The sequence below is a fragment of the Plantactinospora sp. KLBMP9567 genome (genome assembly GCF_033446045.1).
Taxonomy (GTDB): Bacteria; Actinomycetota; Actinomycetes; order Mycobacteriales; family Micromonosporaceae; genus Plantactinospora.
Window position 1 is genome coordinate 119475 of the sequence record NZ_JAWQRR010000047.1, and the last position, 20864, is coordinate 140338.

16 protein-coding genes and 2 pseudogenes are annotated in these 20864 nt (G+C 72.5%); 10 read left to right on the forward strand and 8 right to left on the reverse strand.

Translation table 11 applies throughout. The features are described from left to right. Positions 1-259 precede the first annotated feature (259 nt). Positions 260-1426 carry a C45 family peptidase gene (locus tag R6Y94_RS35910; protein WP_318398871.1) on the forward strand — a complete coding sequence of 389 codons (1167 nt, stop codon included), beginning with the start codon at positions 260-262 and terminating at the stop codon, positions 1424-1426. A 160-nt stretch (positions 1427-1586) separates the two neighbouring features. On the opposite strand, the gene R6Y94_RS35915 is transcribed toward R6Y94_RS35910, so the two are convergent. Both R6Y94_RS35915 and acs read right to left on the reverse strand, forming a co-directional pair. Continuing rightward, a complete protein-coding gene (locus R6Y94_RS35915) occupies positions 1587-3899 on the reverse strand; it encodes an immune inhibitor A domain-containing protein (RefSeq protein WP_318398870.1) in 2313 nt (770 codons plus the stop codon). A gap of 412 nt (positions 3900-4311) precedes the next feature. Further along, entirely contained in the window at positions 4312-6276 is a 1965-nt protein-coding gene (gene acs, locus R6Y94_RS35920; protein ID WP_318398869.1) for an acetate--CoA ligase, read from the reverse strand. Positions 6277-6567: 291 nt separating this feature from the next. On the opposite strand from acs, the pseudogene R6Y94_RS35925 reads away from it, so the two are divergent. Next, a pseudogene (locus R6Y94_RS35925) lies at positions 6568-7338 on the forward strand (hypothetical protein); the annotation flags it as partial. 103 nt (positions 7339-7441) lie between these two features. Here R6Y94_RS35925 and R6Y94_RS35930 read toward each other — a convergent pair. From R6Y94_RS35930 to R6Y94_RS35940, 3 genes are all read right to left on the reverse strand, one after another. Beyond that, on the reverse strand, positions 7442-8242 hold the full coding sequence (locus R6Y94_RS35930; RefSeq protein WP_318398868.1) for an HAD-IB family hydrolase: 801 nt from the start codon (positions 8240-8242) through the stop codon (positions 7442-7444). A gap of 546 nt (positions 8243-8788) precedes the next feature. Then, complete coding sequence (locus tag R6Y94_RS35935; protein ID WP_318398867.1) at positions 8789-9202, reverse strand: VOC family protein; 414 nt, start codon at positions 9200-9202, stop codon at positions 8789-8791. Between the two features lie 120 nt (positions 9203-9322). After that, positions 9323-10375 (reverse strand): alpha/beta hydrolase, encoded by a 1053-nt coding sequence (locus tag R6Y94_RS35940; protein WP_318398866.1) that lies wholly within the window; start codon positions 10373-10375, stop codon positions 9323-9325. A 423-nt stretch (positions 10376-10798) separates the two neighbouring features. Here R6Y94_RS35940 and ssd point away from each other — a divergent pair, with 423 nt between their 5' ends. From ssd to R6Y94_RS45445, 7 genes and pseudogenes are all read left to right on the forward strand, one after another. Beyond that, entirely contained in the window at positions 10799-11863 is a 1065-nt protein-coding gene (gene ssd / locus R6Y94_RS35945; RefSeq protein WP_318398908.1) for a septum site-determining protein Ssd, read from the forward strand. A gap of 160 nt (positions 11864-12023) precedes the next feature. After that, positions 12024-13253, forward strand: a complete 1230-nt coding sequence (locus tag R6Y94_RS35950; protein ID WP_318398865.1) for a TadA family conjugal transfer-associated ATPase — start codon at positions 12024-12026, stop codon at positions 13251-13253. Beyond that, positions 13250-14326, forward strand: coding sequence for a hypothetical protein (locus R6Y94_RS35955; protein WP_318398864.1), 1077 nt, complete (start codon positions 13250-13252; stop codon positions 14324-14326). Before R6Y94_RS35950 ends, R6Y94_RS35955 begins: the two co-directional genes overlap by 4 nt. Before the next feature lie 308 nt (positions 14327-14634). Continuing rightward, positions 14635-15225, forward strand: coding sequence for a type II secretion system F family protein (locus R6Y94_RS35960; protein WP_318398907.1), 591 nt, complete (start codon positions 14635-14637; stop codon positions 15223-15225). Between the two features lie 21 nt (positions 15226-15246). After that, the gene (locus R6Y94_RS35965; RefSeq protein WP_101368449.1) at positions 15247-15417 is read left to right on the forward strand and encodes a DUF4244 domain-containing protein; all 171 of its coding nucleotides are present in this window, start codon (positions 15247-15249) and stop codon (positions 15415-15417) included. After that, positions 15414-15782: a TadE family type IV pilus minor pilin gene (locus tag R6Y94_RS35970; protein ID WP_318398863.1), complete on the forward strand. Its 369-nt coding sequence runs from the start codon at positions 15414-15416 to the stop codon at positions 15780-15782. The genes R6Y94_RS35965 and R6Y94_RS35970 overlap by 4 nt, the downstream gene beginning before the upstream one ends. After that, positions 15779-16282, forward strand: a pseudogene (locus tag R6Y94_RS45445) (Rv3654c family TadE-like protein); the annotation flags it as partial. The gene R6Y94_RS35970 and the pseudogene R6Y94_RS45445, both read left to right, overlap by 4 nt. 78 nt (positions 16283-16360) lie before the next feature. Here the strand turns inward: R6Y94_RS45445 and R6Y94_RS35980 are convergent. Further along, positions 16361-16780, reverse strand: coding sequence for a hypothetical protein (locus R6Y94_RS35980; protein WP_318398910.1), 420 nt, complete (start codon positions 16778-16780; stop codon positions 16361-16363). A gap of 163 nt (positions 16781-16943) precedes the next feature. Between R6Y94_RS35980 and R6Y94_RS35985 the strand changes: the two genes are divergently transcribed. After that, positions 16944-17753 carry a GH12 family glycosyl hydrolase domain-containing protein gene (locus tag R6Y94_RS35985; protein ID WP_318398862.1) on the forward strand — a complete coding sequence of 270 codons (810 nt, stop codon included), beginning with the start codon at positions 16944-16946 and terminating at the stop codon, positions 17751-17753. Between the two features lie 213 nt (positions 17754-17966). On the opposite strand, the gene R6Y94_RS35990 is transcribed toward R6Y94_RS35985, so the two are convergent. Together R6Y94_RS35990 and R6Y94_RS35995 are read right to left on the reverse strand one after the other, a co-directional pair. Continuing rightward, on the reverse strand, positions 17967-18176 hold the full coding sequence (locus R6Y94_RS35990; protein WP_107262234.1) for a hypothetical protein: 210 nt from the start codon (positions 18174-18176) through the stop codon (positions 17967-17969). A 115-nt stretch (positions 18177-18291) separates the two neighbouring features. Continuing rightward, positions 18292-20856, reverse strand: a complete 2565-nt coding sequence (locus R6Y94_RS35995) for a DEAD/DEAH box helicase (RefSeq protein ID WP_412102902.1) — start codon at positions 20854-20856, stop codon at positions 18292-18294. Between the last annotated feature and the right edge of the window lie 8 nt (positions 20857-20864).

The following is a 20864-nucleotide window of genomic DNA, read 5'->3' on the forward strand; positions in this document are numbered from 1 at the left end:
ACTTCCCACGACTGCACGGTGCCCCGAGAGTCGGGACACAGCCGGCTGCGCTCGCTTCGCCGCTCCTTGCTGACCTGGCCGGTTCGCTCCCTCATGTCCACAGCCTAGGGCCAGCGGCGCGGGACGGATCCGGCACAACCTACGGATCAGGGGATCGTCCGGGAATTTCCCGGGCCGCCCGGGCCGGTCTGGGGTGGTCATGACTAGGGGATCAGGAACGCCGGTGACGTCGACCGGGTGATCCGGTTAGCGTGCTGGGATGACTTCCGGCCGTCGGCTCGACCATTCCGACCTGCCGGTCCCGCTGATCCGGGTGCAGGGCACACCGGCCGAGTGCGGTGCCGGGTACGGTGCCGCGGCCCGGGACCTGATCACCGCGAACCTGGAGTTCTACCTGCGCCGGTTCCGCGAGGAGGGCGGCTGGGACGAGGCGGCGGTGACCGTCGCCGGGCGGGCGTTCCGGGAGGCCACCCGGCGGCACCATCCCCGGGTCGCCGAGTTGCTGGACGGGGTGGCCGAGGGGGCCGGGGCCCGGGTCGAGCAGGTCTACGCGCTGAACGCGCGTACCGAGCTGATCTACGGCCGGCACCCGGACGGCGGGTCCGCCGCCCCGCCGGACGCCGATGCCGGCGGCTGTACCGCGGTCGGGGTGCTCGGCACCCACACCGGCAACGGTCACCTGCTGCTCGGGCAGAACTGGGACTGGCACCCCGACCAGCGTGACGTGATGCTGCTGCTGGCCACCCGGGACGAGCGCGGGCTGACCGTGCTGACCCTGACCGAGGCGGGCATGGTCGCCAAGACCGGGCTGAACTCGGCCGGGGTCGGCGTCTGCGTGAACATGCTCGGCTGTGACCGGGACGGGCTGCCCGGCCCCGGGGTCGAGCCGGGCGTGCCGTACCACGTACTCCTGCGGGCGGCGCTGGAGGCGGACAGCCTGGCCGAGGCGCTGAAGGCCGCCGTCCGGGGCACCCGGAACAGCTCGATCAACCTGCTGCTCGGCCAGGCGGCGGAGGCAGGCGGCGAGCTGATCGACCTGGAATTGGTGCCCGGCGATGCCGGCTGGCTGCACCCGGTGGACGGGTACCTCACGCACGCCAACCATCTGGAGACGGGGCTGCCGGTGCACGACGCGATGAAGGACTGGGGCGGTTCGTCGCTGTTCCGGTCGGCCCGGGCCAGGCGGCTGCTGGCGCCGAAGGCGGCGGTCGGCAAGGTCGGCGAGGGCGACCTCGCGGCGCTCTTCCGCGACCACGCGAGCTTTCCGCACGGCATCTGCCGGCACGTCGACGAACGGATGCCGCTGGCCGAGCGCTCCGAGACGGTCTATTCGGTGCTGCTGGACCTGGACGACCGGCGGTTCGGCATCGCGGCCGGGCCCCCGTGCGAGCACCGGTACGGCTGGCTCGACCTGGCCGCAGGCTGACCGCCGTCCCCGTGGACGCGAGCGGGGGGGGGGGGGCCGCCAGCGGGTGCCGCCCCCCCCCGGGGTCCTGGGGTCCGTGTGGGGTTCCCGCGGGCCCCGGGCCCGGGCGGGGGGCGGCCCCCGCCCCCGCCGCCCCCCCCCCCGACCGTGGTACGTCGGATCAGTTGGTGATCTTGATGATCGCCAGGTCGCTGATCAGGCGGTTCTCCAGCAGTAGCTCGATCTTGGTGCCGGTGCCGGCGACCTTGACCGAGTTCATCGGGTTCTGCGCCGTCCAGTACCGGTTCGGGTCCGAGTCGTTGAAGACCGTCACCGGGTTCAGCTTCGGCACCGTGGTCGCCACCCCGTTGAGGTGGAACGTCTGCGCCGGCTTGGCGAACCGGCTGAACGTGGCGTCGTAGCTGCTGCGCCGGTTGGTGACGTTGCCGACCCCGGGCACCGTGATGGGGCCGGGCCGGACGTCGACCGGCAGGTTCAGGCCGGAGCCCGGGTGAGCGATGGTGTCGTTGTCGCCGTACGCGTAGTTCACGTACCAGATCAGCAGACCCTGGTGGTTGGAGAACCGCTCCACGAAGTCCGGCTTGGTGTTCTGCCAGCCGAAGTTGTAGGGACCGGTCTTCAGGGTCTTGTCGTAGCCGTAGTAGGTCCGGTATTCCGCGATGTAGAAGTGCGGAACCGTCTCCGTGACGTTACCGGTGAACCGGGTGAAACCGCGGGCGGTCCACGCCGGGTCGGCCGTCTCGGCGCCGTCGGTCCAGACCGCCGTACCGTTGACGACCAGCGAGATGTTGTCCAGGAACGGACCCGCGAAGTGCACACCGCCGTCGGTCTGGTAGCGGTAGCGGAACTGCACGGTCTGCCCCGCGTACGCCGACAGGTCGTACGTCAGGTCGATCCACTCGCCGTCGGTCGAACCGTCGACGCCGGTCTCGCCTTCCTCGATCAGCTCGTTGGCCAGCGGCGTCCAGGTCGAACCGTTGTTCGTCGACACCTCCGCGTAGAGGTAGTCGTAGTCCTCCTCGATCTCGTACTGGGCCTTCGCCGTGATGGCGGCGGTGCTGGCCCCGGTGAGGTCGAGGGTCCGGGTCATGGTGTTGTTCAGGTCGTCGGCGCTACCGCCCCACCACTCGTAATCACCCGCGAACGGGGTGTTGTAGTCGGTGCTGACCTCCTGGTCAGGCAGGTTGACCACGATTGCCTGGGCGAGGCCGTCGGTCTTGCCGGCCGCACCGAGGGTGGCGAAGGTAGTGCCGCTGTCCCACTCCACGGTGGAGTGGTTCAGCCAGCCCATGAAGAGCTTCGACCACGGGTCGAAGTAGCCCGGGGTGGAACCGATGTCCTGCTTGCCGTGGTTGAGCCACGAGCCGGAGGCCATGGTGCTCCAGAACCCGACGCCGTTGTCGCCGCCCTGGGTGTCGTACAGGTCGGGCAGGCCGAGGTCGTGGCCGTACTCGTGGGCGAAGACGCCCAGACCGCCGTTCTCAGGCTCCGTGGTGTAGTCGCGGATCCAGAGGCCGGTGTCACCGATCTGTACGCCGCCGGCCTTGTTGTTCTCCGGCCCCGCGCTGCCCTGCAGGTTCGGGAAGGCGGCCCAGCGGTGTGACCAGATCGCGTCCGCGCCCTGGGCGCCGCCGCCGGCCTCCTCGCCCTCACCGGCGTGCACCGCCTGGAAGTGGTCGACGTAGCCGTCGGGCTCGTTGAAGTCGCCGTCACCGTCGAAGTCGTACCGGTCCCAGATGTCGAACTGGGCGAGGTAGGACTTGATCTGCTCGGAGGTCTTGCCGGCAGCGACCTGCGACTCGTACCAGGAGGTGGCGGTGTCCCTGACGAAGTTCCAGTAGCCGTCGGACTCCGGGATGTTGTTGCTGCCGTAGCGGGCCTCGTTGAACGGGACCTTCACCCAGTCGCTGACGTCGCCGCCGACCGTGTAGCGGCCACCCGACTGCTTCAGGTAGAAGTCGGCCATCGACTCCTTGCCCTTGGCGTAGAACAGGTCGAGGAACGACTGCCGGTTGAAGTCCGGCTTCCAGATGGTGCTGTTGTCGTCCGTCGCCCCGCCGTCGTAGACCCGGTCCGGTTCCTTGATCTGGTTGTGCAACGGGCCGTCCGTGCCGCCGGTGCGCGAGTCCTTCTGGTTCCCGAACTCCACCAGGATGGTGAAGATCGGGTCGGACTTCGGGGGTTGCTGGTACTCGACGAACCGGTCGGCCTTGATTTGGATGACCTTCGACCCGTTGCGGGTCTGCAGCTTGGCCTTGCCGGACAGCAGCGCGGCGATGGCCTCCTGGCGAACCTGCTGGTGCTGCTCGGCGAGCGGGTCGGGCAGGTTGTCGGCCCGGTGGGCCGCACCCTGGGGTTCCCGGTCCACCGGGGCTGGCGCCGACGGAGCGGCGTACGCCGGCGCGGAGAGCGCGCTGGCGGCCAACAGCGTGGCCGTGGCACCTGCCAGGCCCGCTGTGACTCGTCTCCTCAAAGGTCCTCCTCCTTTGTGGAAGTGTTACAGGACAGGCCGGCTCTTGGCGGGCACTGTCATCAGACGCGACCATCACCATTGCAGATGGACCGAACGCTGTCACGGGTCGGGGACGGCTCATCGGGGTAGTCAGATCTACGTCTAATCAGGGCGAAAGCATTCCAACGGTCACCTATTTTCGGACATAGGAATGTCACGATTCGGCTACGGCAGGAACCCCGACCGTTCGTGCCACGTCCCCAGGCCGGTAATCGGTAATGGCGCCGGCTCGCGTACCCACCCGTACCCCCCGACCGGTCCGACCACCACCGGCGCGCACGACGATGGGCGGACCCGGAGCGGATCCGCCCATCGTGCGAAGGTGTGCTGGTTCGGCCGTGCGGCGATCGTCGCCGCTGCGGCCGAGAGACCGTCAGTCCTCGTCGGACTTGCCGGAACGCATCCCGGACGCGATCAGGTCCATCACCGAGGAGTCCTGCAACGTGGTGACGTCACCCAGCGAGCGGTTCTCGGCCACGTCGCGCAGCAGCCGGCGCATGATCTTGCCGGACCGGGTCTTCGGCAGCTCCGGCACCAGCATGATCTGCCGGGGCTTGGCGATCGGGCCGAGGGTCTTCGAGACGTGCTCCCGCAGCTCGGCGATGAGCGCCTCGCCCGCGGTGCCCTCGGCGTCGACGGAGCCGCGCGGGATGGTGAAGGCGACGATCGCCTGCCCGGTGGTCGGGTCGGTGGCGCCGACCACCGCCGCCTCGGCGACCGACGGGTGCGAGACCAGCGCCGACTCCACCTCGGTGGTGGAGATGTTGTGCCCGGACACCAGCATCACGTCGTCGACCCGGCCGAGCAGCCACAGGTCGCCGTCGTCGTCCTTCTTCGCCCCGTCACCGGCGAAGTAGAGGTCCTCGAAGCGGGACCAGTACGTGTCGAGGAAGCGCTGGTCGTCGCCCCAGATGGTGCGCAGCATCGACGGCCACGGCTCGCGCAGCACCAGGAAGCCGCCGCCACCGTCCGGCACCGACTGCGCCTGGTCGTCCACCACGTCGGCGCTGATCCCCGGCAGCGGGCGCATCGCGCTGCCGGGCTTGGCCGAGGTCACCCCGGGCAGCGGGGAGATCATGATGGCCCCGGTCTCGGTCTGCCACCAGGTGTCGACGACCGGGCACGCGCCGCGGCCGATGTTCTCCCGGTACCAGATCCATGCCTCGGGGTTGATCGGCTCGCCGACGCTGCCGAGCAGGCGCAGCGAGGAGAGGTCGTACCCCTTCGGGATGTCGTCGCCCCACTTCATCATGGTGCGGATCAGGGTGGGGGCGGTGTAGAGGATCGTCACCTTGTGCTTCTGCACCAGCTCCCAGAAGCGGCCCTTGTGCGGGGTGTCCGGGGTGCCCTCGTACATGAGCTGAGTGGCGCCGTTGGCCAGCGGGCCGTACACGATGTAGGAGTGCCCGGTCACCCAGCCGATGTCGGCGGTGCACCAGTAGACGTCGGTCTCCGGCTTCAGGTCGAAGACGGCGTGGTGGGTGTAGGCGACCTGGGTCAGGTAGCCGCCGGAGGTGTGCAGGATGCCCTTCGGCTTCGCCGTCGTGCCGCTGGTGTAGAGGATGAACAGCGGGTGCTCGGCGTCGAACGCCTCGGCGGTGTGCTCGGTCGAGGCGGTCTCCACCGTCTCGTGCCACCACACGTCCTTGTCGCTCCAGGCCACCTCCTGCCCGGTACGCCGGACCACCAGCACCCGCTCGATCGTCGGGCACTTGCCGACCGCCTCGTCGACGGTCGGCTTCAACGCCGACGGCTTGCCCCGGCGGAACCCGCCGTCGGCTGTGATCACGACCTTGGCGCTGGCGTCCTGGATCCGGTTGGTCAGCGCGTCGGCGGAGAAGCCGCCGAAGACCACGCTGTGGGTGGCGCCGATCCGGGCGCAGGCGAGCATCGCGACCGCCGCCTCCGGGATCATCGGCAGGTAGATCGCCACCCGGTCACCGGCGGTGACCCCGAGGTCGGTCAGCGCGTTCGCCGCCTGGCTGGTCATGGCCAGCAGGTCGGCGTAGGTGATCGTGCGGGTGTCGCCGGGCTCGCCCTCCCAGTGGATGGCCACCCGGTCGCCGTGCCCGGCGGCGACGTGCCGGTCCAGGCAGTTGTAGGCGATGTTGAGTCGGCCGCCGACGAACCACTTCGCGAACGGCGGATTCGACCAGTCGAGGGTCTCGTCCCACTCCTTCGACCAGTCCAGCCGGCCCGCCTGGCGTGCCCAGAACGCCAGCCGGTCCCCGGCAGCCTCGTCGTAGGCGTCCGCGGTGACGTTGGCGGCAGCGGCAAGGCCGGCCGGCGGCGGGAACTGCCGGGTCTCCTGCAACAGGTTTGCCAGAGTCTCGCTCATGGTGGATGGCTCCTCAGGCGTCGCGTCAGTGTCGTTCGGTAGGAGGTTAATCGGGCCTGGTAGCTGGGGCGAGGGGTCCGTACCACTCGCGCGATCAGACGCGCCGAATGGCGGCGTTCCGGCGCTCGCCGGTCACCGTACGTTCCGGCACCGGCGGACCGTCCGGCGGATTCGTCCGGAAGACGCCGGAGCTGTCCGGCTGATTCCGTCTGGAAGACGCCGAGGCGTTGGACGGGCGCAGGTTCCGGCGCTCGGCGCCGGCCTGACCGGGCCGGGAACTACGGTGACAGCATGGCCACCGACCCGCTCGCCCCGCTGCTGGACCTCGCCGACGTCGCGCCCGCGGTCGACCGGGCCCGCGAGCGGGTCGACCAGGCGCTGCGGCACCGCGCGTTGCGCCGGCACGGCGGCCAGGTCGCGGCCGAGGTCAGCCTGCGGTCCGCGGTGGCCAGCTCCGCGCTGGAGGGGTACGCGCACGAGCGCGAGACGGTCCGCGCCGGCACCGTGACCGATCCCGTGCTGCAAGGTGCCCTCCGGGTCGCCGGAGCGCTGCCCGGGCTGGCCGACCTGTGGCCGAAGGCGCCCCGCCAGGTGCTCGCCCGGCTGCACACCCTGGCGGCCCGGGGAACGGTGCCGGAGGAGGCGCTCGGCCGGCCGGTACCGGATCACGGCCCCGCCGCCGGAGCGTCCGTGCTGCCGGCCGCGCTCGGCGCTCGGCTGGACGGGCTGGCCGGGTTGGTCGCCGGGGGGACGTCGGTGTCGCCGGTGGTGCTGGCTGCCGTCGTACACGGGGAGCTGTTGGCGCTGCGGCCCTTCGCCGGCCCGTCCGGGGTGGTCGCCCGGGCCGCCGCCCGGCTCACCCTGCTCGCCACCGGGTTCGACCCGCGCGGCCTGATCGCGGTGGACCTGGGCCACTCGGAACGCGAGCCGGAGTACGTCGGCGCGGCCGGCGCCTTCGCCACCGGTACCCCGGACGGGCTCCGCTCCTGGCTCCGGCACTACGCGACGGCGGTGGAGGTCGGCGCGGAGCGGCTGACCGAGATCGGCGACGAGGTACTGGCGGATCCGGCACCCGCCGACTCCACGCCGAACGGGTCGGCGGCGGGCAGTTCGAGCCCCGGTGGGCGGGGACCGGTCGACCCGGGCCCTGCCTGATTGCGAGCTGTCAGGCGGTGGGGGTGCGGGTCCGGCGGTGCCGGCCGTACCAGGCGATGCCGATGGCGACCCCGACGCCGACTCCGATGGCCGCCGCGGCGACCGGCACGGCGGGACGCTCCCGGAGCCGGCGACCGAGCGGCACCGGGTGCCGGAACTCCAGCACCGGCCAGCCGTTCTCCACGGCGAGCTTGCGCAGCGCCCGGTCCGGGTTGACCGCGCTCGGATGGCCGACACACTCCAGCAGCGGACGGTCGCTGACGGAGTCGGAGTAGGCGTACGAGGCGGTGAGGTCGTAGCCGCGCTCCTTGGCCAGCTCGCCGACCGCGTCGACCTTGCTGGGACCGGCCGCGTAGAACTCCACCTCGCCGCTGTACCGCCCGTCCACCACCGTCATCCGGGTGGCGATCACGTCAGCGACCCCGAGCAGCTCACCGATCGGCCGGACCATCTCCTCGCCGGAGGCGGAGACGAGTACGACGTCCCGGCCGGCCGCCTGGTGCTCCTCGATCAGGGCGGCGGCCTCGGCGTACACGTAGGGGTTGATCAGCTCGTGCAGCGTCTCGGCGACGATCTGTCGGACCTGGTCCACCGGCCAGCCTTTGCACAGCGTCGCCAGATAGTCGCGGGTACGCGCCATCGTCTGCTCGTCGGTGCCGCCCAGCCGGAACATGAGCTGGGCGTACGCGGACTTGACCACGTCGCGGCGTGTGATCAGCCCGTCCCGGTAGAACGGCCGACCGAACGCCAACGCGCTCGACTTGGCGATGACGGTCTTGTCCAGATCGAAGAAAGCGGCGCTTCGGCCCACGGCGCGAAAGTCTAGCCGGATGGTCTATGGTCAGCGGGTGCGCGGGGTCACCTTTGGCACCTGCTGACCGGTTACCCCCTGATCGGCCGATCAGCCCCAGGGTGATCACGGTCACAGCCTGAGGGCGGACTTTCGCAGGGAGTGGAAGTTAACGCCACTCGACGTATACGGGTCGACTCAGGCATGCTTGTAGTTGCGACACACTTTCATATCCTCTGTGCTCGGTAGACCTCGGCGGTCGCACCCCCCGTGACCGCCGAGCGGGTTCGGCTCGACCCCCCCGGAGCCGAACCCCAGACGACCCCCGTCTCCCCCCGACGGGGGTCGTCGCTTTATCCGGTGAAGCGCATTCACACTGGTCACGGCCGTCCGGCTATCTCCGGCGCGCGGTCGGGTCGGGCCGACCTGTCCGGGCTCGACGCGGGTCGGGCCACGCCGTCCGTCGCGCGGTCGCCGACCCAGCGGTATCGGCCGGCGCCGGCCCCGTTGCTACTCAAGTGATCCGGCGCCCCTGCTCAAGTGTCGACCGAGCGGCCGAACGGGCAGCTACCCGAAGTCGGCGGCGGTGATCCCGTCGGCGTGCCCGGGTGGCCACTGCACCAACTCGATCCGGTAACCGTCCGGGTCGGTGAGCCACGAGGTCTGCGGGCCGCCCGGGCCGGCGGGCTGTTCCACGGGGCCGGGCCAGAGGCCGGCTCTGATCAGCGCCTCGACGGTGCCGGCGAGGTCGTCGACCTGGACGACGAGGTGGCTGAACCCGGTACCGACGTCCACCGGCCCGTCGGCCGGCCGGTGCACCAACTCCAGCGTGACGACATTCTCGTGCGGGAACTTGAGGACGGTCAGACTTGCACCGTCCCCGACGTCGACGCGACCGACCAAGGTGTATCCGAGCGCGGTGTAGAAGGCGAGCGACGCGGCGAGGTCCGATACGCGGTACGCCGTGTGGAGGGTCTTCACCAGGCCAACCATACGAGGACGCGGCCGATACGGCTCGGTTCCCGCTGCCGGTCCCGGTCGGCCCCCGTCGTAAGGCTTCCGGAGCCTTCATGGGGCCGGGGTGGCCGGGTAAGGCCGGGGCTATTCGTGGTGCAGGGCCCGGGCCAGCGTCGTCGCGGCCTGGGCGGTGACCGCCTGCGCGGCCTGGGTGGTTGCCAGCGCGTCCAGCATCGCCATGTCGTGGATGATGCCCTGGTAACGCACCTGGGTCACCGGTACGCCGGCCCTGCGCAGCTTTGCCGCGTACGCCTCGCCCTCGTCGCGCAGCACGTCGGCCTCGTTGGTGGTGACCAGGGTGGGCGGCATGCCCCGGAGTTGCTCGGGGCTGGCCCGCAGCGGTGACGCCATCGGATCGGCCCGTTCGGCCCGGTCCGGCAGGTACTGGTTCCAGAACCACATCATCAGCTCTCGACTCAGGTAGTAGCCGGTGCCGAACTCCCGATAGGAGGCGGTGTCGAAGTCGGCGTCGGTCACCGGATAGAGCAGCACCTGCCGGGCGAAGCGGGGACCGTCGCGCCGGGTGGCCAGCATCGCCACCACCGTCGCCAGGTTGCCGCCCACCGAGTCACCCGCGATGGCGATCCGGGTCGGGTCGAGGCCGTAGTCGTCGCCCTGGCTGGTCAACCACTGCGCCACCGCGTAGCACTCCTCGATCGCGGTCGGATACCGCGCCTCTGGCGACCGGCTGTACTCCGGAAAGACGATGGCCGAGTTGGACTGCACCGCGAGTTCGCGGATCAGCCGGTCGTGGGTGAGGGAGTCGCCGAAGACCCAGCCCGCGCCGTGGATGTAGAGCACCGCCGGCAGCATGCCGCCGACTCCGCGCGGCCGCATCATCTCCTGGGCGGCGGAGCGGAGGCGGTCGCCCAGCCCGCCGCCCGCGCCACCGAACCGGCCGGCGCCCCGGGGCTTGACGATCCGCACCGGTACCTGCCCGGTGGGGCCGCCGGGCACCATGATGTCCTCGATGTCGACCTCTGGACGGGGGATGTTGCCCGACTGCATCTCGACCAGCTTCGTCCGTCCCTTTTCCGGAGCGAGCTGGAACGGAAACGGCGGATTCGCCGTCATCCGGATTACCTCCTCCGCGGCTGGTTCCAGCACCACCGAGGTCGTGCTCACGGACTGCGCCATGACGGCTTCCTCCCCGATCTTCACCGCTGCGTCGCGCCGGTAGCGACCCGCACGTCGCGGGTACCCCCGCCGGTCCCGAATATGACCGGCCCCGCGGGGTCTGTCCCGCTCGGTGACCGCCCGCCGCGCCCGGCCCGCCGCATCCGGGGCGAAACCCCATCGGGTACGCACACAGCCGCCCGCGCCCGCTGCCGGGACCGCCGCTGACCGCCCCCGGTGCACATACCAGATCCACCGACCCGACGGGCGTTATCCACAGCCGGTCCAGTTATCCACAGCGCAGCTTTCCGGTGCCTGGAACGGAGGTTCGGGACGCCAGGGTGTGGCGGTAACCGGACCGCCCGTTGGAGCCGGATCCCACCGCTGGAGGACGTGATGCCACCGCGTACCCCGGTCCGTCCCGGACCGCGCCTGCCCCTGGTCGTGACCTCGGACAACGAGCTACTCGACGAACTGCTCCGGCTCGCCGCGGCGGGTGGCGGCGAGGTGGAGGTGGCCGCCGATCCGGCGTCGGCCCGGTCCCGGTGGGCCGCCGCGCCGCTGGTGGTGGTCGGCACCGACCAGGCGCAGGCCTGCCTACGGGCGAGGCTGCCCCGCCGGCCCCGGATGGTTCTGGTGGGCCGTGCCGGGGAAGGGGATGGCGGCTGGGAGGTGGCCGAGTTGCTCGGCGCCGAGCACGTCGCCGTGCTGCCGGCGGCCGAGCCCTGGCTGGTCGACCGGTTCGGCGAGTGTGTCACCGGTCAGGGTGCCGTGGGTGGCCCGGCCCGGATCGTCGCGGTGATCGGCGGGCGCGGCGGGGCCGGCGCGAGCGTACTGGCCGGTGGGCTCGCCATCACGGCGGCCCGGTGCGGCCTGCGCACGCTGCTGGTCGACGCCGATCCGCTCGGCGGCGGCCTCGATCTGGTGCTCGGCTGGGAGCAGTTGGAGGGCCTGCGCTGGCCCGCGCTGACCGAAGCGGACGGTCGGGTCGACGCGCCCGCGCTGGTCCGGGCACTGCCGAGTCGGGGCGACCTGGTGATGCTCTCCTGGGATCGCGGCGACCTGCTGGCGTTGCCGGCCGAGGCGATGGCGGCCACCATGGACGCCGGCCGGCGTGGCCGGGACATCGTCGTCGTCGACCTGCCCCGACAGCTCGACGACGCGGCGGTGATCGCACTACAAGCTGCCGACCAGGCGTTCGTACTCGTTCCCGCCGAATTGCGGGCTACCGCAGCGGCGGCCCGGGTGGCCGCGGTCGCCGGGCTGCACTGCGCCAACCTCTCGGTCATCGTGCGCGGCCCGGCCCCGGGCCGGCTCAAGGCTCGGGAGGTCGCCCGGGTACTTGACCTGCCACTGGTCGGCACGCTGCGACCCGAGCCGGGGCTCTGTCGCAACCTGGAACGCGGCGAGGCCCCGGCGGCTGCCGGGCGCGGTCCGCTGGCGGCGCTCTGCCAGCGCATCATCACCGACCTCACGGGTGCGGCCGGCGTTCCGGCCGAGGCGCGATGACCGCCCGGAAGCGGGTCTCCCGGACCGACCCGGCCCAGGGCCGACGCGCCCACACTGACGCGGTCCAGGGTCGGGCCTCCCACACCGGCGCGCGGCAGGACCGGGTTGCCCGCACTGACGTGGCCCGGAGTCGGGGCACCCGCGCCGAGGCGGCCCGGCAATGAGGCACGATCTGGCCGCCCGGGTCCGGCGCCGGTTCGCCGCCGAGGGGACGACCGTGACCCCGGCCGCCGTCGTCGCGGCGGTACGTGCCGAGCCCGGCGCCGCCGTCCTCGGCGACACCACCGTGCTGCGCATGGCCACCCGGGTGCACCACGACCTGGTCGGTGCCGGCCCGCTGACGCCCCTGCTCACCGACGACCGGGTCACCGACGTACTGGTCAACGGCAGCGAGGTCTGGGTCGACCGGGGCACCGGGCTGTCTCCGGTGTCGGTGCCACTCGGCGGCCCCGACGAGGTACGCCGGCTGGCCCAGCGGCTCGCCGCCGCCTGCGGTCGACGGCTGGACGAGGGCAGCCCGTACGTCGACGCGCGGCTGCCGGACGGTACCCGGCTGCATGCCGTACTGCCGCCGGTGGCGACCAGCGGGCCCTACCTGTCGTTGCGTACCTTCCGCCAGCGTCCGTTCACCCTCGACGACCTGGTACGCCACGGCACCCTGCCCCGCGCCGCCGCCACGTTGCTCGCGGCGGTGGTCGCCGCCCGGCTCGCCTACCTGGTCGTCGGCGGGACCGGGTCGGGCAAGACGACGCTGCTGAACACGCTGCTCGGCCTGGTACCGCCGACCGAACGGATCGTGTTGGTCGAGGACGCTGCCGAGCTGCGGCCCGTGCATCCACACGTTGTCGGCCTCCAGGCCCGCACCTCGAATGTGGAAGGCGCCGGCTCGGTCGGGCTGAGCGACCTCGTGCGCCAAGCCCTGCGGATGCGGCCCGACCGGCTGGTGGTCGGTGAGTGCCGAGGCGCGGAGGTGGTCGACCTGCTCTCCGCCCTGAACACCGGGCACGACGGCGGGGCCGGCACCTTGCATGCCAACGCTCCGGCGGACGTGCCGGCCCGGTTGGAGGCACTGGGGCTGCTCGGCGGGCTGCCCCGGCCGGCCCTGCACGCCCAGGTGGCCGCCGCGCTCCAGGTGCTGCTCCAGGTCCGCCGCGCGTCGACGGGGCGGGTGCTGGAGGCGGTCTGCCTGTTGCTGCCGGCGGGGCCGGAGCGCCTGGTCACCGTCGTACCGGCCTGGCGCCGGGACCGGGGTCTCGGGCCGGCTGCTCCGGCGCTGGCCGCGCTGATCGCCGAGCGGGGAGTGCCGGTACCGCCCCTGCTGGACGCCGCGTCCCGGTCCTGGCCACAACCCTCCCCCGGCCGGCGGGAGATCACCCGGGGTACGCCGTGATCGCCTGGTGGCTGGCGGCCGTCTGCCTGGCCGGCGCGGCGATCCTGGTCGGCTGGCCGGTCAGCCGCGCCCGGGCCCGGCGTCGGGCGGTGATCGGCGGGCGCCATGCCATGGAGAGCACCGCCCACCGGCCCGACCCGAGAGGCTGGCCGGCAGAGGTCGGCTCGGCGAAGTCGCGGAAGTCCTGGTCGACCGCGCTGGATCGGCTGTTGGCCTCTGTGCCGCCTCGGCGGGCCGTGGTCGTCGGTGTCGTGCTGGGCAGCGTCGGCGGGACCCTCGCCGGCGGTCCGGTCGCGGGACTCGCCGTCGCTGCCTACACCGGACTGGCGATACACGGTCTGTTGCGCCGCCGGGCCGGCCGGTCGGCCGAGCGGGCACAGCGCCGCCAACTCGACGCACTCTGCGGCCTCGCTGCCGACCTGCGAGCCGGGCTGCCACCGTCGACCGTCATGTTGGCGGCCGACGGATCGGACCGACTGGCCGGTCTTGCCCGGTCGGCGGTGCGCCTCGCCGAGCAGACCGGGGCGCCCTTGGCCGACCTGCTGGAGCGGATCGAGGCCGACGCGCGGGCGATGGGCCGAGGGCTGGCCGCCGCCGAGGCGCAGGCAGCCGGTGCACGTGCCACCGCCTGGTTGCTGGCGGGACTACCGGCCGGCGGCATCGCCCTGGGCTACGGCATCGGCGTCGACCCGCTGGAGATCCTGTTGCACACCCCGATCGGCGCCGCCTGCGCGGTCGGCGCCATCCTCCTGCAACTCACCGGCCTGGTCTGGGCGAGTCGCCTCAGCGGCGCCGGCCGCGCGGACCGGATCGGCAGCGAGGCCGACCGGGACGACCGGGCTGACGGGGTCGACCGGGCTGACCGGGGCGACGGGGTTGGCGGAAGTGCCGGCGGGGCCGACAGATTGCGCGGCGGGTTCGGCGGGTTCGGCGGGGCCGACAGGTCCGGCGGAATCGGCAGGTTCGGTGGTGGGTTCGGCGGGCTCGCTGGTGAGGGCGGTGGGGTCGACAGGTTCGGTGGCCGAGTCGATGAGGCTGGCCGGCTCGCGTCCGTCGCCACCTCGGGGCGCTGACGACGGTGCGGACCCTTGTCCCGGGAGCTCTGACCGGTCTCGCTCTGCTGCTGACGCTGGTCGGGGTGCCCGCTCGCCGGTCGTCCCGACGGCGGCTCTCCGCGCTCGGTCGACTCCGCCAACGGCCGCGGCCACGTAATCCCGCCGGACTGTCCACTCGGGCAGCCGGGCTGACCGGTCGTCGATCGCGCCACGTCACGACCCACGCGCTCGACGACGTCGGTGAGCGCGCCGACGGACGGTCTGGGCGCGGGTCGGGGCAGAGCCGGCGCGGGTGGGACGAGAGCCGGCCGGGCTGGTCGGGCCGGATCGATCTCGTCCGGCTCGCGGCCGGGTTGGCCGGGCTCGCGGCTGGAGTGTTGCTTGGCGGCTGGCTGGGCGTACTGCTCGGGGTGACGACGGCGGTCGGCCTCGACCGGTTGCTCCGCCGGCTCGAGCCAGCGGCTGTCCGGCGGCGTCGGCTGCGCGAGTCAGCCGACCTGCCGCTCGCCGCCGACCTGCTCGCGGCGGCGCTACGGGCCGGCGCACCGGTCGACCGTGCCGTCTGCGCCGTCGCGGAGGCGCTCGCCGGCCCACTCGGTGAGCGCCTCACCGAGGTCGGCCGGACCCTCCGGCTCGGCGGTACGGCGGAGGAGGCGTGGGCGCGCCTCGGGCCGGTGCCGGGCGCGGAGCGGCTGACGTCGGCGGCGGTCCGCTCCTCGACGAGTGGCGCGGCACTGGCCGGAGCCTTGACCCGACTTGCCGACGACCTGCGGGCCGACCGGGTGACCGGCGCCGAGGCGGCGGCCCGGCGGGCCGGTGTGCTGATCGTGTTGCCGCTCGGCCTGTGTTTCCTGCCCGCCTTCATTCTCGCCGGCCTGGTGCCGGTGATCGTCGCCGTACTCGGCGACGTGCTGTGACCGATTCGAGAAGGGAACTCAATGCTGCGCAAGTTGATTGCCCGGCTCCGCGGCGACGCCGGGATGAACACCGCCGAGTACGCCGTCGGCACCCTCGCCGCCGTCGCCTTCGCCGGGATCCTGCTGAAGGTACTCACCTCCGGCCGGGTGCAGGCCGCACTGGCGAGCGTGATCGACCGGGCCCTGTCGTGAGCCGGCGCTGGCTGGGCGACCGCGACCGGGGCTCGTTCACCGCCGAGTTGGCGGCCGGCCTGCCGGCGCTGCTGTTGTTGCTGCTCGCCGGGCTCACCGCCGTGAACGCGGTGACCACCAAGGGACAGTGCGTGGACGCGGCGCGGGAGGCGGCCCTGGCCGCCTCCCGCGGTGCCCCGGGAGTACCTGCCGGTGCCCGGGCGGCACCACCGGGCGCGGAGGTGTCGGTCTCGGTGGACGGCGACCGGGTGGTGGCCACCGTACGGGCACCGGTGCGCGCGCTCGGTGCGCGGTTGCCCCGGTTGACGGTGAGTGCGATCGCGGTGGCGGCCGTCGAGCCCGGTGCACCCGAGCCGCTGTCATGACGACCGACCGCGCCGCGAGCGCGACCCGGGCGCGTTCCGGACTCGACTGGACCCGGCGGAGGCGGGCTCGGTGCCGCCGATCGGTCCAGGGTCCTGATCGGCAACTCCGCTCGGCCAGACGTTCCGCAGCAGGCTGCCGGCCGGGCTCGAACGGCGGCGGATCCGATCGGGGCAGCGCCACCGTGTGGCTGCTCGCCGTAGGCCTGGTACTGGTGGTGTTCAGCCTTGGCGCGGCGGCGATCGGCGCCGCCCGGGTGGCCGGGCACCAGGCTCGGGTCGCGGCAGACCTCGGCGCGCTCGCTGGCGCGGCCTACGCGCTGGACGGCCCGGATCGAGCCTGTGCCCGGGCGGCGGTCATCGCCGCCGCCAACAGCGCCCGGATCACCGGCTGCACGCTCGACGGGTTCGACCTCCAGGTCACCGCCGAGGTGACGGTCGAACCACTGCCCGGGATGACCAGGGTTGCCCGCGCGACAGCCCGAGCCGGACCAGTCCGGGGCGAGGGAGCCAGCCCGGCTGACACGTCGGCGACAATCCGCCCCGGTGCTGCATGCGTTCGGCCGCCTCGTTCGGCTCGGCTACCTCCGGTCGAGGTTCCACCGTCGAGGCAGGTCCCCAACGCAGGCGACGCAGCTGAAGTCGTCGTCCCGCACCACGTTGCGCAATCCGCAGTCCGGGCAGCGGCGAAAGACCAGGCCGGCGGTGAAGCCGTCCGGGTGCGGCAGTTCGGCCCGGTCGAGCGCGGAGGCCACCGCCGGCCAGGAGTCGAGGTCGGGGCAGTAGCCGGTCGACTGGTTGCTGAGATAACTGACGACCCAATGACCAGACGGAGCATTCCGCCCGCCGGCCCGCTCGTGCGTGAAGGCGACCTCCCCGGCACCGAGTACGTCCTGCCCACCGGCGCAGGCGACGTGCTCACTGCGCCTCGGCGCCAGCCGGAGTACACCGGTCAGGTCCACCACGTAGCTGACCGGTTCGGCCAACCCCGGTACGGCCACCGACGCCACCCAGCGTGCGAAGTCCGCCGGGCAGCTGATATCGGTACTAGCGGCGCCGGGGTGGCCATCCGCCGACGGTAGCCGATCGCGAGGGGCGCGGCTTCGCCCGAATGTGATCGGTGGACATCTATTGACTTAGTTTGGAACCAAAACTAAATTTTCGGTGAGCGATGTCGCGCGCGCCATCTCCAGGCCGCAGTCGAGCCCTCGACTGCTCCGGCTATCCCGGCGTCCGTCCCGTCAGCGCCGGGCCGACAAGGAGGTCATCGTGCTGCGCACCGCACGTCTGACGATCGGCGCGTTCGCGCTCGCCGTCGTGCTGACCGTCACCGCCGCACCCGCGCCCGTCCAGGCTGCCGTCTGGAGTTCCAGCGACCGCTGGGGCACCTGGTCCAGTGGCGGCTACACGCTCTACAACAACATCTGGGGCTCGGGATACGGCCCGCAGACCATCTGGGCCAACTCGCCGAGCAACTGGGGAGTCTGGGCCGACCACCCGAACACCGGTGGGATCAAGGCGTACCCGAACGCGACCCGGTACATCGGTCGCCGGGTCAGCGCCCTGGGCAACGTCACCAGCAGCTTCAACGTGACGGTGCCGACCAGCGGCAGCGGCATCGCCTACACCACGGCGTACGACATCTGGACCACCGACCACGGGCACGAGATCATGCTCTGGATGAACAAGTACGGGCCGGTCGGCCCGCTCGGCAGTTTCCAGGTCAGGGCATCTGTCGGTGGGCACTCCTGGGACATCTACCGCGGTTCGAACGGATCCAACCAGGTCTACTCGTTCATCCGGACCAGCAACACCAACTCCGGCACCGTCGACATCCGGGGCATCGCCACCTGGATCCGCGACCGTGGCTGGTTCGGTGACGTCACGATCGGGGACGTCCAGCTCGGCTACGAGATCACCTCGTCCGCCGGCGGCCGGGACTTCGTTACCAACAGCTTCTCCGTCTCCGGCTGAAGCCAAGTCCGGCAGGCCAAGTCCGGAGGCCAAGTCCGGCTGAGGCCAAGTCCGGCTGAGGGCAAGTCGGGCTGAGGGCAACTCGGGCTGCGCGGAAGGGACCCCTTCGCGGAAGATCCGCGGGACGGGGTCCCTTCTGTGTGTCCCTCGGCGGACGGTGCCGCGCCTCGGCGGACTGCCGGTGGCTGACCGGGTGACCCGCTGCCAACGCCGTCAGCGGATGCTGCCCTCGGTGGCCCGGCGTACCACCCAGCTGTTCAGCACCTGGTGGATGCTGTGCAGCATCTGGTGGATCTGGTCCAGGCGTTCCGCCTGGGCCAGTGCCGCGTACGCCTGCGAGAGAGCGATCTGCTGGTCGACGGTCAGATGTGCCTGGTCGATGGTGTACAGCAGTTCGACGGTCTCGGCGATGGTGTCGGCCACGACGTCCTCCTCAGGCGGATCCGTGGAAGCGCTCCCAGCGTAACTTAACCGGATCCGCATAGATCCATGCATGCGAATACCGACTATCCGCGATCGGCCTGGTGATCAAGCGCGATCAGGTGTCAGCGGGCTCGGCCGGAGCCATCTTGGCCAGGTTGGTCAGCACCACGTCGAGGACCCGGACCGCCTCCGGCTTGGCCAGCGGGTTGTTGCCGTTTCCGCACTTCGGGGACTGCACGCAGGACGGGCAGCCGGCCTCGCAGCCGCACTCGGCGATCGCGTCCCGGGTCGCGGAGAGCCACGCCGACGCCGCCCGGTACGCCCGCTCGGCGAAGCCCGCGCCGCCCGGATGCCCGTCGTAGACGAAGACGGTCGGCGCCTCGGTGTCCGGATGGTTGGCCGTGGAGAGCCCACCGATGTCCCAGCGGTCGCAGGTGGCGACCAGTGGCAGCAGCCCGATCGCTGCGTGCTCGGCCGCGTGCAGTGCGCCGGGTACCTCGGCCGCCTCCACTCCGGCTGCCGCCAGCGACTCCGGCGAGACAGTGAACCAGACCGCGACCGTACGCAGCTCCCGGGCGGGCAGGTCCAGCGGCAGGGTGGCCAGCACCTCGCCGGAGGCGAGCCGGCGGCGCTGGTACGACACCACCTGGCTGGTCACGTCGACCTCGCCGAGGAACATCCCGACCGGGCCGCAGTCGAGGTAGGAGCGGACCGAGACGACGGAGAGCGAGGTGACGTCCCGGGGATGGGTGGACCAGTCCGGCTCCTCGGCGTGCACCAGCGCGCACCCGTCGTCGAGATTGAGGTCGTCCACCACGTACGACACGCCCTGGTGCAGGTAGACGGCGCCGGGGTGGACCTGGAAGTGCGACGACGCCGGGTCGACCGTGCCGAGCAGCCGGCCGGTCGACGACTCGACCACGTCCACCGGGGCGCCGCCGGTGCCGCGCAGGTCCACCTCGGGCCGCCCGGTGTGCCGCCAGTACCACCCGGTCGGGCGCCGCCGGAGCGCGCCGCCGGCCACCAGCGCGTCGACCGCCTCCTTCGCCCCCTCGCCGAAGAGTTCCAGGTCGGCCGGGGTCAGCGGGGACTCCGCCGCCGCGCAGCAGAGCTGTGGCCCCAGCACGTACGGGTTGGCCGGGTCGAGCACGGTCGCCTCGACCGGCCGGCCGAACAACGCCTCCGGATGGTGCACCAGATAGGTGTCCAGCGGGTCGTCCCGGGCCACCAGCACCGCCAGCGCCTCCCCGCCGGAGCGCCCAGCCCGGCCAGCCTGCTGCCAGAGCGAGGCCCGGGTGCCGGGGTAGCCGCAGATCAGCACCGCGTCCAGGCCGACCAGGTCGACGCCGAGTTCCAGCGCGCTGGTCGAGGCGAGCCCGAGTAACTCACCGCCGAGCAGCGCCTGCTCCAGCGAGCGGCGCTCCTCGCGCAGGTAGCCGGACCGGTAGGCGGCGACCCGGGCGCCCAGGCCGGGCACGGCCTCGTCAAGCGAGCGCCGGGCGGTGGTGGCGATCACCTCGGCCCCGCGCCGGGACCGGACGAAGGCCAGCGTCCGGACTCCGGCCGCGACCGTGTCGCCGAGCAGGTCGGCGGTCTCCCGCAACGCGGAGCGGCGTACCGGGGCGGCGTCGAGCCCGGCGCCCGCTGTCACCTCGTCGGCGAGGTGGGCCGGGTCCGGGCCGCCGGTCGGGGGCGGCAGCAGCGGCGGCTCCCAGAGCGCGAAGGTCAACCCGCCGCGCGGCGCGGTGTCCTCGGTGATTGCGGTGACCGGCAGCCCGGTCAGCCGCTCGGCCGCCGCGGCCGGGTCGCCCGAGGTCGCCGACGCCAGCACGAAGACCGGCCCGTCCGGTGCCGGCCCGGGACCGCCGGCCGCGCCCCGCTGCCCCGGCACCGACCTGGGGGTACCCGGATAGCGCGCCGCCTGCCGCCGCAGCCGGCGCAGTACGTGTGCCACGTGCGATCCGAAGACGCCCCGGTAGGTGTGACACTCGTCGACCACCACGAACGCCAGCCGGCGCAGGAAGGCGGACCACCTGGCGTGCCCGGGCAGGATGCCGTGGTGCAGCATGTCCGGGTTGGTCAGCACGAACCGGGAGTGCGCTCGGATCCAGTCCCGCTCGGCGCGCGGGGTGTCGCCGTCGTAACACGCCGGCCGTACCCCGTCGAGGCCCAGCGCGGCGACGGCCCGGAGCTGGTCGGCGGCGAGCGCCTTGGTCGGGGCGAGGTAGAGGACGGTGGCCCGGGGGTCGGCGAGCAGCGTGGCCAGCGCCGGGAGCTGGTACGCGAGCGACTTTCCCGACGCGGTGCCGGTGGCGACCACCACGTGCCGGCCGGCGTACGCGTGCCCGGCCGCCTCGGCCTGGTGCCGCCACGGCGCGACCACGCCCTGCCCGGCGAGGGCCGCGCGCAGCTCCGCCGGCACCCACTCCGGCCAGTCGACCACCGTGCCCGGCCGGGCCGGCACCCGCTCGACATGTGTCACCGGGGTCCCGGTCGTGCCGCCGTGCGCCCGGGCGCGCAGCAGGTCCAGCAGCTCACCCGCGCCGGGGCGACCGGCCGGGCGGGAGTCCCCGACCCCGGTACCGGCCGATACTGTTGCGGGAAACGTCACGCCCTGCACTCTCGCACTCTCGTACGTGCGTCGGAAGGCCGGGTCGCGGTCGGGCCGCCGTCGCTGCACGGTCCGCT